Source organism: Accumulibacter sp., assembly GCF_029255145.1.
Taxonomy (GTDB): domain Bacteria; phylum Pseudomonadota; class Gammaproteobacteria; order Burkholderiales; family Rhodocyclaceae; genus Accumulibacter.
This window is the reverse complement of record NZ_JAPUVQ010000012.1, coordinates 1-16292: the sequence shown is the minus strand read 5'-3', so window position 1 is coordinate 16292 and position 16292 is coordinate 1. Positions and strand designations below refer to the sequence as shown.

Sequence of the window (16292 nt, the reverse complement as noted above, 5' to 3'; positions counted from 1 at the left end):
CCCGGATCGGCCTGACCCGCGTCACCTGCTCGACCGTTTGACCCACCCAGACGCTGCCTTCGGGACTGTTGACCGATGATCTCTTCCATGCCCCGCCTGGCCGCCGCGCGCCGTGCGGTCGCCAGCAGTTTCGTCGTCTTGTTCGCCTGGCCGCTTGCACTGGCGCATGCGCAGGAGGGCGCACAGCCGCTGCTTGGCGCTTCGCTGCCCGGCTTGCTCAGCTACGCGCGCGAGCACAACCCCGACCTTGGCGTCAGCACGTTCGAGGCGCAGGCGGCCCGGGAACGCGTCGAGCCGGCCGCGGCACTGCCCGATCCACGCTTCGAGCTTGAACTGATGGATTTCACCAACACCGTGAATTCCGGACGGTCTCCCTCCCTGCTGCCGGGCCAGGTCGGCAATACGCGCTACCGCCTCATCCAGCCGCTGCCGTTCTGGGGCAAGCGCGGGCTGCGCGGCGAAGTGGCAGAGGCCCAGGCCGGGCAGGTCGAAACGATGCAGGACGGGACCGTGCTCGAAGTCGAGAACCGCATCAAGACCGCCTACGCCCGGCAGTTTCAGGCCAGCGGCCAGATCCGCATCCTGCGCGAGACGCTGTCCCTGCTCTATGCCATCGAGAAGATTGCCTTGACCCGCTACGGCGTTGGCCTGGTGCCGCAGCAAGACGCCTTGCGCGCGCAGAGCGAGCTGACCAGCGTCAAGATCGATCTGGTCGAAGCCGAACGCCGGCGGCGCGAGAGCGCCGCCAGACTCAACGCTCTGCTGGCACGCGCCGGCGACGCGCCGCTGGCCGACCCCGATCGCCTGCCGCCGGTTCCCGTCGCGGTGTCGTACGAGGCGCTGCTTGAACAGGTCCGGAATCGTTCGCCGGAGGTTTCGCGCGAGCGCTTCGGCGTCGTCGCGGCGCAAAAGAGCCGTGAGCTGACCTGGCTGAACCGCTATCCTGACTTCGCCGTAGGGCTGACCAACAACCGTCCGTACAACGCCGCCGACAACTGGGAAGTGATGGTCGGCTTCACCATTCCACTGCAACAGTCGTCGCGCCGCGCCCAGGAGCGCGAGGCCGAGCGCAAGCTGGAGGCAGCGCATGGCCGCGTGGTGGCGGCCGAAACGCGTCTCGCCGGGCGCCTCGGCGAGACCCTCGCGGCCTTCGAGGCGAGCCGTGACAAAGCACGGTTGCTGCAGCACACGCTGCTGCCGCAAGCGCGCGCGACCTTTGCATCGGCGCAGTCGGGCTACGAAAGCGGTCGGGTGAACTTCAACACCCTGATCGACGCCGAGCGGCAGGTCCTGCGCACCCGTCTGGCGCTGCTCGACGCCGACGTGGACACCGCCGTTCGCCTGGCCGAACTTGAACTTCTGACCGGAGCACCGCTCTGAACCGCCGTTTAAGAATTGCCCTGGCCGTCGCCGCGATCGCGACCATCGCCGTCGCGCTGGCCGGCGGCTATTGGGTCGGCAGACAGCAGTCCGCCGCCACCACGACGCCTGCAGCGGGCGATGCTGCCGGTGCGGCCGCGGACACCGGCGCCAAGGCGCGAAAGATCCTCTACTACCGCAATCCGATGGGTCTGCCCGATACCTCGCCCGAACCGAAGAAGGATTCGATGGGCATGGACTACATCGCGGTCTACGAAGGCGACGAACGCGACGAACGCGACGGCGAGGGCGTCGTCAAGGTCAGCCCGGCGCGTCTCCAGACGCTGGGGGTCAAGACCGCCCGTGCCGAAGTGCGCGCCCTCGATGCAGCCTTGCGCGCAGTCGGCCGGGTAGAGGTCGACGAGCGCCGGGTGCACGACGTGGCGCCGCGCTTCGAAGGCTGGATCGAGCGGCTCTACGTCAGCGCAACCGGTGATCCGGTCAGCAAGGGACAGGCGTTGTTCTCGGTGTACAGCCCGGAGCTGGTCTCGGCGCAGAAAGAGCTGCGAATTGCCGAGGAACTCGATCAACGCACCGTGGATGCCGATCCGGCGGCGCGCGACGGCGCCCGGCGCCTCGCCGAGGCCGCTCGCGAACGGCTACGCAACTGGAAGGTCGCGGGGGCCGCCGCCTCGCCGGCCGCGATCGTTACCTTTTCGTCACCGGCCAGCGGCGTGGTGCTCGAAAAGAAGGCCGTCGAGGGCATGCGCTTCATGGCCGGCACGGCGATCTACCGCATCGCCGATCTGTCCACGGTCTGGGTGATCGCCGACATCTACGAACAGGATCTGGCCAAGGTGAAGCTCGGCGACGCCGCGCGGGTGATCATCGACGCCTTCCCGGAGCAGCGCTTCGACGCCCGGCTGACTTACCTCTACCCGACCCTCAATGCCGCGACGCGGACCACGCCGGTGCGGCTCGAACTCAGGAATCACGATGGCTTGCTGCGTCCGGGGATGTTCGCGCATGTCGAAATCGCCACCGCTGGCGACGCGCCGCGGCTGACGGTGCCGGCGTCGGCGGTGATCGATAGTGGCGATCGCCAGGTCGTCCTGCGGGTGCTGGGGGAGGGCAGGTACAAACCGCAAGCGGTCAAGATCGGTCGGCGTGGCCGCGAAGCGGTCGAGATCAGCGAGGGACTCGAGGCCGGCGACGAAGTGGTTACCGCGGCCAACTTCCTGATCGACGCCGAAAGCAACCTGAAGGCCGCCTTGTCGACCTTCACGGCGCCGGATGCCACGAATACCACCCAGCCGGTGAGCCCGGCGAAGGGCGCGAAGGGCGCGAAGACGGCGGTGAAATCGTATCAGGCGACGGGATCGATTGACTCGCTCGACCTGGCGTCGAACAGCGTCTCGGTCACGCACCAGCCGATCCCGGCCCTGCAGTGGCCGGCAATGACCATGGACTTCGGGCTGGCCAGCCCCGCAGTGGCCAAGGGGATCGCTCCCGGTACGCCGATGCGCTTCGAGTTCGAGGACCGGGGCGACGGCGAGTTCGTGATCACGCGCATCGAGAAGGCGGCCAAGAGCGCGAACGAGGGCCACTGAGATGCTCGATCGGCTGATTGAATGGTCGGCGCGCAACGTCTTTCTGGTCTTGCTGGCGACGCTGGCGATCGTCGCTGCTGGCGTCTACGCGGTCAAGAAAACGCCGCTCGACGCGCTTCCAGACCTGTCCGACGTGCAGGTGATCGTGTTCACGCCTTACGCCGGGCAGGCGCCGAAGGTCGTCGAAGACCAGGTCACCTATCCGCTGACCACGGCCATGCTGGCGGTGCCGAAGGCCAAGGTGGTGCGGGGGTTCTCGATGTTCGGCGCGTCCTACGTGTATGTGATCTTCGAGGACGGTACCGACATCTACTGGGCGCGGTCGCGGGTGCTGGAGTACCTGAGCTCGGTACAGGGCAAGCTGCCGCAGGGCGTCGCGCCGCAAATCGGCCCCGACGCCACCGGCGTCGGCTGGGTCTTCCAGTACGCGCTGACCGGCAAGGATCAATCGCTGGCCGACCTGCGCAGCGTCCAGGACTGGTACGTCCGCTACCAGCTGACCAAGGCCGGTGGCGTCGCCGAAGTGGCCAGCGTCGGCGGCTTCGTCAAGGAGTATCAGGTTACCGTCGATCCGCACCGGCTGGCCAGTTACGGTGTTTCGCTGGCGCGTCTGTCGCAGGTGATCCGCGAATCGAACCGCGACGTCGGCGGCCGCGTCGTCGAACTGGCCGAGAAGGAATACATGGTCCGCGGCCTCGGCTACCTCAAGGGCGTCGCCGACATCGAGACGCTGGTGCTCAAGAGCGACGGCGGAACGCCGGTGCTGGTGCGCGACGTGGCCAGGGTGGAGATCGTCCCGGCCGGCCGCCGCGGGATCACCGAACTGAATGGCGAGGGCGAGGTCGTCTCGGGGATCGTCATGGCCCGCTTCGGCCAGAACGCGCTCGACGTCATCGCCAACGTCAAAGCCAAGATCGAGGAACTGCTGCCGGGCCTGCCCGAAGGCACCGAAATCGTTCCGGTGTACGACCGTTCGACGCTTATCGAGCGCGCCATCGCCAACCTGAAATGGACGCTGCTCGAAGAAAGCCTGATCGTCGGCGCGGTCTGCGTGATCTTCCTGATGCACGTCAGGAGCGCGCTGGTCGCCATCCTGACGCTGCCGATCGGCATCCTGATCGCCTTCATCGCCATGCGCAGCATCGGCATGGGATCGAACATCATGAGCCTGGGCGGGATCGCGATTGCCATCGGGGCGATGGTCGATGCCGCCATCGTGATGATCGAGAACGCCCACAAGCGGCTCGAACACCTGCCTCCGCACGCCACCCGGCACGATCGGGCGGCGACCATGATCCGCGCCTGCAAGGAAGTCGGGCCGGCGCTGTTCTACTCGCTGCTGATCATCACCGTCTCCTTCCTGCCGGTGTTCACCCTTGAGGGACAGGAAGGCCGGCTGTTCAGTCCGCTGGCCTTCACCAAGACCTTCGCGATGGCCGGCGCGGCGGTCCTGTCGGTGACGCTGGTGCCGGTACTGATGATGTTCTTCATCCGCGGGCGGATCATGCCCGAGCAGAAGAATCCGGTGAACCGCTTCCTGATCTGGGTCTATCGGCCGATCATCCAGTGGGTCATGCGCAACAAGATCGTCACCCTGCTGCTGGCCGGCGTGATGATGGCGGTGACCGTCGTGCCGGCCAGCCGCATCGGCTCGGAGTTCATGCCGACGCTCAACGAAGGCTCGCTGTTCTACATGCCGGCGTCGCTGCCGGGGATGTCGGTGACCGAGGCGGCGCGGCTGCTGCAGACCACCAACCGCGTGATCAAGACCTTCCCCGAGGTCGAGTCGGTGTATGGCAAGGCCGGCCGTGCCGCCAGCGCCACCGACCCGGCGCCGATCGAGATGTTCGAGACGGTGATCAACCTCAAGCCCGAGAAGGAGTGGCGGGCGGGCCTGACCGTCGACAAGCTGATCGCCGAGATGGACGCGGCGCTCAAGTTCCCCGGCCTGGCCAACTCCTGGACGATGCCGATCAAGGCGCGCATCGACATGCTGTCCACCGGCATCCGGACGCCGGTCGGCGTCAAGGTCTTCGGCAAGGATCTGGCGGTGATCGAGAAGGTCGCGCGCGAGATCGAACAGGCGGTGAAAGACGTGCCAGGCACTTCGAGCGCCTACGCCGAGCGGGTGACCGGCGGCTACTACCTGGACATCACGCCGAAGCGCGATCAGCTGGCGCGCTACGGAATCACCGTCGGCGACTTCCAGCAGGTGATCGCCAGTGCCCTCGGCGGCGCGACGGTGACCACCGCCGTCGAAGGGCTCGAGCGCTACAACGTTACCGTACGCTATCCGCGCGCGCTACGCGACGATCCGCAGAAAATCGCCAGCGAGGTCTTCGTTCCGAGCAACGCCGGAATGATTCCGGTCGGACAACTGGCAAGCATCGAACTGCGCAACGGCCCGCCGGGAATCAAGACCGAGAACGCGCTGCTCGCGGCCTACGTGTTCGTCGACATCCGCGATCGCGACGTCGGCTCGTACGTCAGGGACGCCCAGCAAGCAGTCGCCGACAAGGTCAGTTTCCCGCCCGGCTATTACGCCACATGGTCGGGTCAGTTCGAGTACATGGAGCGCGCCAAGGCCAAGCTGGCGGTGGTCGTGCCGTTGACCCTGGCGATCATTTTCGTGCTCCTTTATCTCAACTTCCGGCGCCTGACCGAGACGCTGATCGTCATGCTCTCGGTGCCCTTCGCGCTGGTCGGCGGCATCTGGCTGATGTGGTGGCTCGGCTACAACATGAGCGTCGCGGTCGCCGTCGGCTTCATCGCGCTGGCCGGTGTCGCTGCCGAGACCGGCGTGGTGATGCTGATCTACCTCGACCAGTCGTGGCAGGAGATTACCACCAGACGCCGCGCCGAGGGCGTCGAACCGACTGCCGCCGATCTGTACCACGCGATCATGGAAGGCGCCGTCGAACGCGTGCGACCGAAGATGATGACCGTGGTGGCGATCATGGCCGGCCTGCTGCCGATCATGTGGTCGACCGGCACCGGTTCGGAGGTGATGAGCCGCATTGCCGCACCGATGGTCGGCGGCATGGTCTCGTCGACGGTACTGACGCTCTGCGTCATCCCGGCGCTGTACGCGCTGGTCAAGCAGTGGCAGTTGCGCCGCGCGCTGGCCAAGCCGCCGATACTGCCGCTGAAGGCAAGCTGACTGGCGATCGTGCGACGGCGAGAGTCCTCGCTGGAGGTCCGTCGCGCCGCAGCCATCGCGCCAACCGCTGCTCGCCGACTTGGCCTTCGCCGTGGCTTGCGGCGGCTGGCCAATCAGCACGATGACTCAATGCCTTGGCCCGGCCGCTGGAGCCGCGTCCTGCGGCGGGGAGGCGGGCCGTTCCGCGCGGTCGAGCCAGGAATGGACGAAGTCTTCGCCTGGAACGGGTTTGCCGATCAAGTAGCCCTGAATGGAGTCGCATCCAAGGTTGGCGAGGATTCGTAATTGCTCTTCGCTTTCTACGCCTTCGGCGACAAGGCGCAAGCCCAGGCTCTTGCCCATACGGATGGCGGCAGCGACCAAGGCGTGGTCGTCACCGTCATCGGCGAGGTCGCGAATGAATTCGCGGTCGATTTTCAGGGTGTGGAAGGGGAAGCGTTTGAGGTAGCTGAGCGAGGAATAGCCGGTGCCGAAATCGTCCATGGCGATGCGCACCCCCAGGGCCTGGATCGCCAGCAGGATTTCCAGCACCTCACTCCGATTTCGGATCAGCAGACCTTCCGTGACCTCGATCTGCAGAGCGCCGAGTGGCAGCCGGTGCCGATCCAGACCATTGCGTATCGTTTCGGTGATTCGATTGTCGCGAAACTGCCGTGGCGAAACGTTCACCGCCATTTGCATGGGCTGGTCGTGCCTATTGAGCCATTTGCGCAATTCGCCGCAGGCGGTCTGGATGACCCAATCGCCGATTTCGACAATCAGCCCGGTCTGCTCGGCGATGTGGATGAAAGAATCCGGTGCCAGCAATCCGAAATCCGGACTTTCCCAGCGCAATAGCGCCTCGGCTCCGATAACGCGACGTGTGGCAACCTCGACCAACGGTTGATAGAAGAGGCGCAATTCATCGTGGGCCAGGGCGTTACGAAGCCGATGTTCCATCGAAAGACGCCGGACAGAATGATCGTGGACATCCTGATTGAAGAAGCGGAAGGTATTGCGGCCGGAGTCCTTGGCCTCGTACATCGCAACGTCGGCATTGCGCAACAAAGTACTCGGTGAGTCTCCATCGGTCGGGTAGACGGCGATGCCAATGCTTGGCGAGACGAACAGTTCGTGCTGGTCAATCAGGAAGGGTGGTGCAAAGGCGCCGATGATCTTCATTGCCAGCATCTGGGTGTCGCCGCTGGCGTGCAGATTGCCGAGAATCACCAGGAATTCGTCGCCGCCCTGCCTTGCCACCGTGTCTTCGGCGCGGGTGGTCGCAACGAGTCGGGTCGCGGCCTCGACGAGCAGCGAATCGCCGGTGCCGTGTCCGAGCGAGTCGTTAACCTTCTTGAAATCATCGAGATCAATGAACATCACTACGACCTGGCCGCCGTCGCGGTTCGCCACGGCGATGGCTTGGCCCAGGCGATCCATGGCCAGCAGGCGATTCGGCAAGTGGGTAAGATTGTCGTACTGCGCCTGGTGAAGGATTTGCTGCTCCTGCTCGCGACGCAAGGTGATGTCTTCGTGCACCACCAGGAAATGCGTGACGCATTGGTCGTTGCTGGTAACCGGCGAGATGCGAACATGCTGGCAGTAAGCCCGGTCGTTTCGCCTGCCTTCGACGTTCGCTTGCCATTCACCGGTACGTCGAACTGCATTCAACGCGTTTTCGAGTTCACGGGCGCCGCACGACTGGCCGCAGACGATCTCGGCGAGATGCGGGCGGAGGGCGCTCAAGGTGAGCCCGGTCATCTCGTGCAACGTGGCGTTCGCGTATTCGATGTTGCCGTCGACGGCAAGGATCATGACGCCGACCGGGCTGTGCTGGATGGCCTCCGATACCAGCCGCAGGCGGCTTTCGGCGAACTGGCGTTCGTCGATTTCCCGTCGCAGGAGGATGTTTGATTCATTCAGCTCGCGCGTCCGTTCGTCGACGCGATCTTCCATCCGGGCGTTGGCCTCGCGCAGGCTGCCTTCCCGGGCGTGAACTTTCTCCTGCATGACGTTGAATGCGTTTGCGAGGTCGGTGAGTTCGTCTCTGCCGGTGGCCAGCAGCGGGCGGTCAGTGCGGTTCTCAGCCATTTCCCGCGCTGCGGCCCCGAGCCTGGAAATGCGGCTGGAGAGCGAGCGGGCCTGCAGAAAGACCAGCAGCGCGATGATGAGCAGGCCGACGCCGGAAATGCCGAGCAATATGCGGCGCTGGCTCTGGTGTTCGCTGAGCGCACGCTCGAAGCCCTCGCTGGCGTGGGCCTCGGTGTCTTCGGCCAGTTGCCGCAGGGTGTCGGAGAGCCAACGGAAGCGGGCGGCGGACTCGAACATCGAGATACGTTCCGCCTCCGTCAGGTTCATCGCTTCGGCACGGTCGATGACCTTGAGCAGGTCGCTACGGTAGCGTGCCCACGATTCGCTCAACCGTCTGGCCGCAAGCTCGTCTTCGGCAACGAGGCGGGCGGTGCGCGCAGCGAGTTCGCTGGAGAAATCCGTCATCTCGGCGCTCAGCTGGGCGACGTGGGACGTTACGCCGAAGTAGTCGGTCAGTTTCGGGATTTCTATTTCAATCACTCGAATGCGGTTGATGCGGGCCTGCAGTCGATTCAGGTTGGCAAGCGGCCTGACCTGCTGGTTGAGCGTCGTTTCCAGGCGCTCGGCGGCGTCGCGCACCACCAGTTCGCCCAGCACGACCAGAGCCAGGACCAGCAAGCCAACGGCGCCAAATCCCAGCGTCAGCTGTCGCGATATGGTCAGCCGCCGGCTGCGCCTCATCTCGTTGTCCAATCAGCGAGCCTTGTAGTCATTGACCACTCCCGGGAAGTTCTTTCGGAAACTCTTCCAGTGCGCGATCTGTTGCTCGCGCCCGAGACGTTCCGTGATGGCCTCCCATTCATGCGCGGTCCTTGCCATGGCTTGTCCCGCACTCTGAGATCCCGTCGCCGCGAGCCAGAGTTGCTGCCCGAGAGCCGCCAGGTACTCCGCGTCGCCCGGCAGACCGGTACCGGCCGGCAAGGTGTCCGGCAGTGCCGCGCGCAAGGCGTCGAGCGCCTGTGGCGAGTAGACCTTGCGTATCTCGGCGTTGGTCAGGTGGTTGTATCGGTAGGGGTCGGCAAAGCCGCCGCTGACCAGTACCGAGCGAATGGAGTTGTCCGGGTCGGTCTGCCACATCGCGTACAGGAAGGCGAGTTCCTTGTTCTTGCCCGATCGCGGCAGGACGAGGTTATTGCCGTACATGATCGTCGACCGGCGCAGCAGGCGATCGCCGACGAAGCGGCCGGGAAGCGGAGCAGCGATGACCTTGCCTTTGATCGCCGATTGCTCAAGGTTGGCGATCTTGGCGCCGGCTGGCGTGATCAGCGTCGAGAATCCCTTGCCACGCAGAAAATAAGGCAAGGTGTAGTTGTAGTCCTTGCCTTCGCCGCTAACCTCCTGTGGCGAGAAAGGAATGGTCGCCAGCCAGCTTTCGGTCGCGGCGACTCCGGCGGGTGAGTCGATCAATGGCTTCATCCGCTCATCGAAGAGGTACTGCCCGGGCGCGGCGAACGCGGCGTAGCGCGGAAACCAGTACATCCAGGCGGTCAGCTTTTCACGAGGTTCGAGAGCGCCATAGACGCCTTCCTGCGGGCGGTTAAAGAAGCTGACAAGTTCCGTGTATTCCTTCCACGTTTTTGGAACGTCCGGATCCCGACCGTACTTGTTGCGAAAACGTCTGCCTTCGGCGGGATCTTCGAGCAGATCCTTGCGCAGGTAGATCAGTTGTACATCGAGGTCCGCCGGGATGGCGACGACACGGTCCCCCAGATAGGCCTGCTGACGCAGCAGTATGTACCCGCTGGTCGTGTCTTCGGGCAGCGAGAACCCGAACTTCTGCAGCAGCGGTGTCAGGTCCTCGATCAGACCCTCGTCGAGCAGGTCGGGATACTCGTGATTGCGCGCAATCGTGATATCGACGTCGCGCGCCTTGCGGATGTATTCGCGCGAAGCAAGTTGTGGCACGACGACGGTGTCGAGCAGGATGCCCGTGGCTCTTTCCCAGTCGTCCTTGAGTTCATTGTCGCGGCCCATGAAGGCAGCGATGTTTCCCTGCTTGAGATTGAGCCGGATGACTGCGCCGGGCCTGACCTTGCCCGACGCGATCAATTGCTTGACGGCGGCAACGGCACGCTCGGCCTGTTCGCCGGCGAGGCAGGAAACGGCGGGCAGGAGCGCCAGCGTCAGGGTCAGCAGACCAACGAGGACGCTGCTGAACAGGCCCCTGGGTGCAACAGCCGACGGAACCGGCATGATGTACTCCTAGCGTTATTCGGTCGGCGGCAAGGCCGAAGTGACATCGGACCTGATGGTCGCGCTCAAGGCGATGTTCTCTGGTTCTTTTCGGCTACCTGTTCTTCCTGACCCAGGTTGCGCTACATACTCTCTATGCTGGCACGCCAGTCCTCACGTGGCTGTGACAAACCGCCGGAACTGGCGGAGATCGAGAAGGTCGCGTGCGAGATCGAACAGGCGGTGCAAGACGTGCCAGGCACTTCGAGAGCCTACACCGAGCGGGTGACCGGCGGCTACTACCTGGACATCACCCCGAAGCGCGATCAGCTGGCGCGCTACCGGATCACCGTCGGCGACTTTCAGCAGGTGATCGGCAGTGCCCTCGGCGGCGCGACGGTGACCACCGCCGTCGAAGGGCTCGAGCGCCACAACGTCAGCGTACGCTATCCGCGCGCTACGCGACGATCCGCAGAAAATCCCCAGCGAGGTCTTCGTTCCGAGCGCCGCCGGCATGATTCCGATCGGACAACTGGCGAGCATCGAACTGCGCAACGGCCCGCCAGGAATCACGACCGAGAACGCGCTGCTCGCGGCCTACGTGTTCGTCGACATCCGCGATCGCGACGTCGGCTCCTGCGTCAGGGACGCCGCCTGGCTCGGAGAGAGTCATCAGCCGACAGGCCGAGCAGCCGAGCAGCCGTGGCGCGAAGTTCCAGGCCTGGCAAAGAGTTGCGGCCGACCTGGCGGTACTTCGCTCAGTCACTTGTCGCGCCGGCGACGGCTTGGCGGCTGCGGAGGTCCGTTGCAAGAGCGGTTCGCTGCTACCTGCAGGTGACTATTGGGTTTTTCAGGGAGGTTATATTCGACTGGGAGCGCCATTCGCCCTCCGACTCTGGTCTTGGCCGGTGAAGTAGCCTCCCCCGCGGCGGGCGCAGCCTCTTCCAACGCCAGCCTGGCCGCCTTGCCTCCCCGTTCCCGGCTCCTTGAGGACATTGCCCTCTTTATTACATCCTTTCACGCTAATTACCCCTTCTCTGCCAAAGCGCACCGGGACCTCGGCCGATGCAGTCGACGGACTGCCCCTTTTGGGTATTGAGCACCCGCCGGATCATGTCCCGGCTCACCCCCGGGCAGGCACGCTCCAGGTCGGCCAGGGAGAAGGCTCCCGGCATCCTGGCGATCGCCTCCAGCACCATCTGGGTTTTCGATCCCCGTGGCTCCGAGGTTTCCCCAACGCGCTCGACGAACTCACGATAAGCGCTCTTGAGAATGAACAGCACGTAATTGATGTAGGGCCACGGATCGTGCTTACCCTCGTGCCAGCCCTGCGAGCTCAGTTCCAGGGTCTCGTAGTAACGGTCCTTGTTCTGCTCGACCAGGCGCTCAAGGCTGATGTAGCGGCCGACCTCGAAACCCAGTTGGTAGCTCTGCAGCAGCCAAAGCAGTCGGGACACCCGCCCATTGCCATCGCGGAACGGATGGATGCACAGGAAGTCGAGATTGAACGCGGCCAACGCGATCACCGGAGGAACCCAGCGCTCTTCGAGGCAGGCCTGCCAGTTGCCGACCAACTGGGCCATGGCTGCCGGCGTTTCCTTTGCCGGCACGGTGCGAAAGCGCACCCGCTCGTGCCCATCGGGATAGCGCTCGATGATGTCGCCATCCTTCTCCTTGTACAGACCAGCATCCCAGATCTGTCCCCGCGTCATCGCGTGGAGCCGCTGGATGGTTTCGTTGGCAACCGGGAGGCGCTGGGCATCCTGGTGGAACCAGGTCAGGGCGTCGCGGTAACCGCGCACTTCTTCTTCGTCGCGATCCCGGAACATCGGCTTGGGCGATACGAGTACATCACGTACCCGTGAAGGCTCAACGGAAACGCCCTCGATGCGGTTCGACGAGACTGCGCTTTCGATCAGTGCATGTTCGCGCAAGGCCTTGAGGCGCTGGGGTGATTGCCGGGTGTAGAGCTCAAGCCAACGAGCTATTCAGTTCGCTTGCGCAGAGAGCGTTCAACGGCCAACTATAAGGACAATAGCAAAGGCGATGGACGTCAATTCAATCAGGAAAGTTTTCACCGCGCAGCGCTACGCCCGTACCCGCGACACGGCCAAGCTCGACGAGTATCAGGCGCCGACCACTGGCCAATTCCTTTACTTCTACAAGGAACGCGACCTGTCGTCCTCAATCCAGGTGGCGATCCATCCCGGCCTGAAGTTCGAGCCTTTCCTCAACCTGCCGGGCGTCGCCTGCCCAAAACCCGATCAGTTCCGCCATGGCAGCAACATGCGCCAGTTCCCCAGGCGCAAGCACCGCGGCGAAGGCGAAACGCCCTATGGTCGGGCGCTGGAAGCCGACTCGCTGGAGGCGCTGGCCCGCTTCCTCCAGTTCTTCGACACGCCGGCCGGCAGCGAACGCGAAGGCGCCGATCTGCCGCCACGGCTGACCGCCATCGAACTGGAAAACTTCAAGGGCGTAGGAGAGCGCGTTCGCGTCGAACTGGCACCCGTCACGCTGCTGTTCGGCGCCAACAGCGCCGGCAAGAGCACCATCCTGCAAACCCTGCAATACATGCGCGAGGTGCTTGAGCGCCGCAACGCCAATTCGGATCGTACGCTCCATGGCGGTGAGTTCATCGATCTCGGTGGATTTCGCAATCTCGTCCACCAGCGCGACCTCGCGCGCCGCATCCGCGTCAAGCTGGAACTGGAACTCAACCGCGCCAGCCTGCCGGATCTGACGCCGGAGCCTTGGGAGGAATGGCAGGCAGGGCAGACCCAGGACGAGGAAAGCATTTGGGAATTCCACAAACTGGTGCAGGAAACCCGCGACAGGGTTGAAGCGGTGAGCGTCCAACTGGAAATGGGTTGGAGCGCAGTGCGGCAGACAGCGGTTGTGTTGGGCTATGAGGCAGGAATCAACGGTGAATGGGTGGCGCGCATTACAGCCTCGGAGGACGGGCGCGACGTTTCTATCCGCTTGAACAAGGACAATCCCATTTTTCTGCGTTATCACACGCAGGATGAGCTTGATATGTTCGTTGCGCTGGATGACTGGGTCGATCAGCGTGACCTTGGCGATGCGCCAATCGATACGGCAGTGCCTGGGACAAATAAAGCGGAAGACAATTACGCCTATTCGGTTCTCGCTTCTGTTCTCGCGGCCGTGCGCAACGCTGGCATGGAACGTCCTGGTCAAGGCTTGCGCCAGTGGCTGACAGGCTTCGACAGTGCTTTGCCGCATCTCGGCGAATTGCTCTCCATTCCAACCACCACAAGCGGCGGTTCGGCGAACATCTACATCGCCCGAGAATTCATAGCCTTTCTCTCGTCTCTGGTTGTCGGGCCAGGGGTGCTGATCCGCGAGCAGTTGCGAAAATTGCGCTATCTCGGTCCGATTCGTAACGTTCCCGAACGTGACTTCAAAGCTTCGCTTACTCCCAATGAAGCACGCTGGGCCGATGGCACCGCTGCGTGGGAAACGCTGCTGACCGGCAATGCCTCTCTGGTGGAGGAGGTAAGCGCATGGATGGCCGGTGAGTTCCGGCTTGCCACAGGTTATGAGGTGGAACGGCGTGGCTTCAAGGAAGTCGACGTCGGAACGCTGAACTGGCTGATGCGTGCAGCCGACCCGGACGCCGGAGTCCGCACCGATCCCGACCTGTTGCGCCAACTGGAAATGACCCCTGAGAAGCAGCGCCTCCATCTGATCGATGCCAGAACCGGCATGCGCGTTCAGCCTCGGGACGTCGGCATCGGCATTTCTCAAGTACTGCCTGTAGTGGTGGCAGCGCTTGAACCTTCGGCCTCGCTGGTAGCCATCGAACAGCCTGAACTGCATATCCATCCGGCGGTCCAGGTCGGCCTCGGCGATCTGCTGATCAAGGGAGCCAAAGAGCATGGCATCAACTTCTTGATCGAGACCCACAGCGAGCACCTCATCCTGCGTCTGTTGCGGCGGATACGCGAAACGGCAGAGGGCGAGTTGCCGCCCGGAGCGTTTGCGCTTATGCCGGATGATGTCAGTGTGGTGTATGTGCAGATTGGCGAGGAAGGGGTTGAGCTTGTTCCGCTACCAATCGACGCGACGGGCGAATTCACCACGCGCTGGCCCAAGGGTTTCTTCGATGAACGGGCGGAGGAACTATTTGGATGATTCATGAATTTGCCCTTGATCCTGGGTTGTTGGACGACTGGGAGCGATTCCGTTACCTCACCGAGAAGTTCAGCGTTTGCCAAGGCCGTCTTATATCTCGTTATCCAAAGCGCTGGAAGGCGATGGTTTATGAGGCGGCGAGTGAAGCCAGTGATATCGAGCGAAAGCGCATCGAAGTAAGGTTGCAGGGTATCGACGACAAAATGCTGCCGCGAACTCATCAGTGGGACGGCAACCAAGGCTGGCTCGTCAACGCGGAATGTGAGCACGGAAGACAGCCTTTCCACGCCATCATCGCGCATACAAATCCACAAGACCACGACTGGATATTAGCTTGTGACGATCTCGATGAAGTCACGCCGCGTTGGGCAATAGAGCGTGAACGCATTGTTTCCCGTGATGCTGCTGCGCTTGCGGCGGCGGTATCCCCTATTGTTCGTGCAGCCAAGTCTGTCATCTTTATTGATCCGCACTTCGACCCTTACAAGGCGAGAGTGCGAAATACTCTGAAGGCCTTTCTGGAAGCCTGTTTTCCGCGTCGGGTCGGTCTCGCTATGGAGCGAGTGGAATTCCACACCGCCTTCAAGCCAGAGGTCATTGATTTTGTGAAAGAGTGCCAAAGACAGTTGCCGCAACGAATTCCGACAGGTGTTTCATTGAGGATAGTTCGTTGGCGCGAACGAGTCGGCGGGGAAGGATTGCACAACCGCTACATATTGACTGAACGAGGCGGTGTGCGCCTTGCTTGGGGTCTCGATGAAGGCGGCCATGCACAGACTGATGATCTCAGCCTACTTGAACCAACTCTCTACGGCGCCCGATGGGGTCAGTATTGCAGTGAACAGCCAGCATTCGATTTCGTCGATGATTTGGTTGTGGTCGGAACCCGGGTGCTTCCATGACGTTACCAGCAGGTGAATTCGGTAGCGGAAAGTTAGCCTGCATCTACTTTTCGGACTTCTTTGGCGTCACGCCGGAGACGCTGGAAGAATATGGCGCATTCAATGTTTCGCTAATCAACGACCTGCCACTGTTCATTGATCCTTTTCTGTTGTTTGACAGCGAAGAGGCACGATATCAGGCGTTACATGACGAAATCATTCGATATTTGAAGTTCCTTCGCGATGCGTCGGCAGATGAGAGCATTTCAGCGGGGTTGCTTGACAGTTGGTTCCGTTTTCCCGAGGTCAAGCAGAACTGGCTTGGCTTCAGCAAAACGGGGAACAGCGGAAGCGGCCTTGGTGCCGATTTTGGGCGCAATCTGCGACGTAACTTGCATCATGTCTTCAGCGATTTCGGGAGTGAGTCCATCACCCGTGGCAGCCACTTGGAAAAGCTGTGTCTATTCGGCGACGGCGTTGGTCGAGATCATCTCAGCGATTTTACGGCCAATCTGATCAAGAGTTTTCTGCTGGAATACACGCAGGCCTTTGCGATAGAGCACATTCGTCCCGAGTTCAGGCGTGATTTTCCTGTCGAGAAAATCGCCTTTGACTACGATAAGCGTCGTTGGATGCGTGGCACATACAACCTCCCGATTCACGGCAATGACTTCGTTTTGCTGACGCCAAAAGACATCCTGACCAAGGATGATGCGTGGATTAACCGCGGCGATCTGCTGAGTCAGATCGAGCAGGTCTACACCGGTGAATGTCAAGGTAGTTGTCGCCTGAGTTCATGTTGCCAAACGCATACTTTTTGCGCGAGCGGTGGCCGCAGAGACGACTTCGTCACGCTCCGGGTTGAGTGTCACGGCGCCGATCGGC

The 16292-nt window shown here is 62.7% G+C and carries 8 protein-coding genes and 2 pseudogenes; 7 read left to right on the top strand and 3 right to left on the bottom strand.

The window, feature by feature from the left end:
* Positions 1 to 87: 87 nt before the first annotated feature.
* The 3 genes from Q1L50_RS01025 (at position 88) to Q1L50_RS01015 (ending at position 6129) form a co-directional block, all read left to right on the top strand.
* On the top strand, positions 88 to 1380 hold the full coding sequence (locus Q1L50_RS01025) for a TolC family protein (protein ID WP_300335253.1): 1293 nt from the start codon (positions 88 to 90) through the stop codon (positions 1378 to 1380).
* Positions 1381 to 1565: 185 nt separating this feature from the next.
* Positions 1566 to 2969, top strand: coding sequence for an efflux RND transporter periplasmic adaptor subunit (locus Q1L50_RS01020; protein ID WP_300335252.1), 1404 nt, complete (start codon positions 1566 to 1568; stop codon positions 2967 to 2969).
* A gap of 1 nt (position 2970) precedes the next feature.
* On the top strand, positions 2971 to 6129 hold the full coding sequence (locus Q1L50_RS01015; protein WP_300335251.1) for an efflux RND transporter permease subunit: 3159 nt from the start codon (positions 2971 to 2973) through the stop codon (positions 6127 to 6129).
* A 126-nt stretch (positions 6130 to 6255) separates the two neighbouring features.
* Here the strand turns inward: Q1L50_RS01015 and Q1L50_RS01010 are convergent, their stop codons facing one another.
* A complete protein-coding gene (locus tag Q1L50_RS01010; protein WP_300335250.1) occupies positions 6256 to 8880 on the bottom strand; it encodes an EAL domain-containing protein in 2625 nt (874 codons plus the stop codon).
* A 12-nt stretch (positions 8881 to 8892) separates the two neighbouring features.
* Positions 8893 to 10392 carry an extracellular solute-binding protein gene (locus Q1L50_RS01005; protein WP_300335248.1) on the bottom strand — a complete coding sequence of 500 codons (1500 nt, stop codon included), beginning with the start codon at positions 10390 to 10392 and terminating at the stop codon, positions 8893 to 8895.
* A gap of 177 nt (positions 10393 to 10569) precedes the next feature.
* Between Q1L50_RS01005 and Q1L50_RS01000 the strand changes: the two are divergent.
* A pseudogene (locus Q1L50_RS01000) lies at positions 10570 to 11023 on the top strand (efflux RND transporter permease subunit); the annotation flags it as partial.
* Positions 11024 to 11393: 370 nt separating this feature from the next.
* Here Q1L50_RS01000 and Q1L50_RS00995 read toward each other — a convergent pair.
* A complete protein-coding gene (locus Q1L50_RS00995) occupies positions 11394 to 12200 on the bottom strand; it encodes a Fic family protein (RefSeq protein WP_300335247.1) in 807 nt (268 codons plus the stop codon).
* Positions 12201 to 12417: 217 nt separating this feature from the next.
* Between Q1L50_RS00995 and Q1L50_RS00990 the strand changes: the two genes are divergently transcribed.
* From Q1L50_RS00990 to Q1L50_RS00980, 3 genes and pseudogenes are all read left to right on the top strand, one after another.
* The gene (locus Q1L50_RS00990) at positions 12418 to 14526 is read left to right on the top strand and encodes a DUF3696 domain-containing protein (RefSeq protein ID WP_300335246.1); all 2109 of its coding nucleotides are present in this window, start codon (positions 12418 to 12420) and stop codon (positions 14524 to 14526) included.
* Positions 14523 to 15428: a hypothetical protein gene (locus Q1L50_RS00985; protein ID WP_300335245.1), complete on the top strand. Its 906-nt coding sequence runs from the start codon at positions 14523 to 14525 to the stop codon at positions 15426 to 15428. Before Q1L50_RS00990 ends, Q1L50_RS00985 begins: the two co-directional genes overlap by 4 nt.
* Positions 15425 to 16292 (top strand): annotated as a pseudogene (locus tag Q1L50_RS00980) (hypothetical protein); the annotation flags it as partial. The gene Q1L50_RS00985 and the pseudogene Q1L50_RS00980, both read left to right, overlap by 4 nt.

Excerpts from the sequence above, each read along its gene's own strand:
- Q1L50_RS01010 (WP_300335250.1), bottom strand. The coding sequence starts at position 8,880 with ATGAGGCGCAGCCGGCGGCTGACCATATCGCGACAGCTGACGCTGGGA.
- Q1L50_RS00995 (WP_300335247.1), bottom strand. The coding sequence starts at position 12,200 with ATGTTCCGGGATCGCGACGAAGAAGAAGTGCGCGGTTACCGCGACGCC.
- Q1L50_RS00985 (WP_300335245.1), top strand. The coding sequence starts at position 14,523 with ATGATTCATGAATTTGCCCTTGATCCTGGGTTGTTGGACGACTGGGAG.
- Q1L50_RS01015 (WP_300335251.1), top strand. The coding sequence starts at position 2,971 with ATGCTCGATCGGCTGATTGAATGGTCGGCGCGCAACGTCTTTCTGGTC.
- Q1L50_RS00990 (WP_300335246.1), top strand. The coding sequence starts at position 12,418 with ATGGACGTCAATTCAATCAGGAAAGTTTTCACCGCGCAGCGCTACGCC.
- Q1L50_RS01025 (WP_300335253.1), top strand. The coding sequence starts at position 88 with ATGCCCCGCCTGGCCGCCGCGCGCCGTGCGGTCGCCAGCAGTTTCGTC.
- Q1L50_RS01005 (WP_300335248.1), bottom strand. The coding sequence starts at position 10,392 with ATGCCGGTTCCGTCGGCTGTTGCACCCAGGGGCCTGTTCAGCAGCGTC.
- Q1L50_RS01020 (WP_300335252.1), top strand. The coding sequence starts at position 1,566 with ATGGGTCTGCCCGATACCTCGCCCGAACCGAAGAAGGATTCGATGGGC.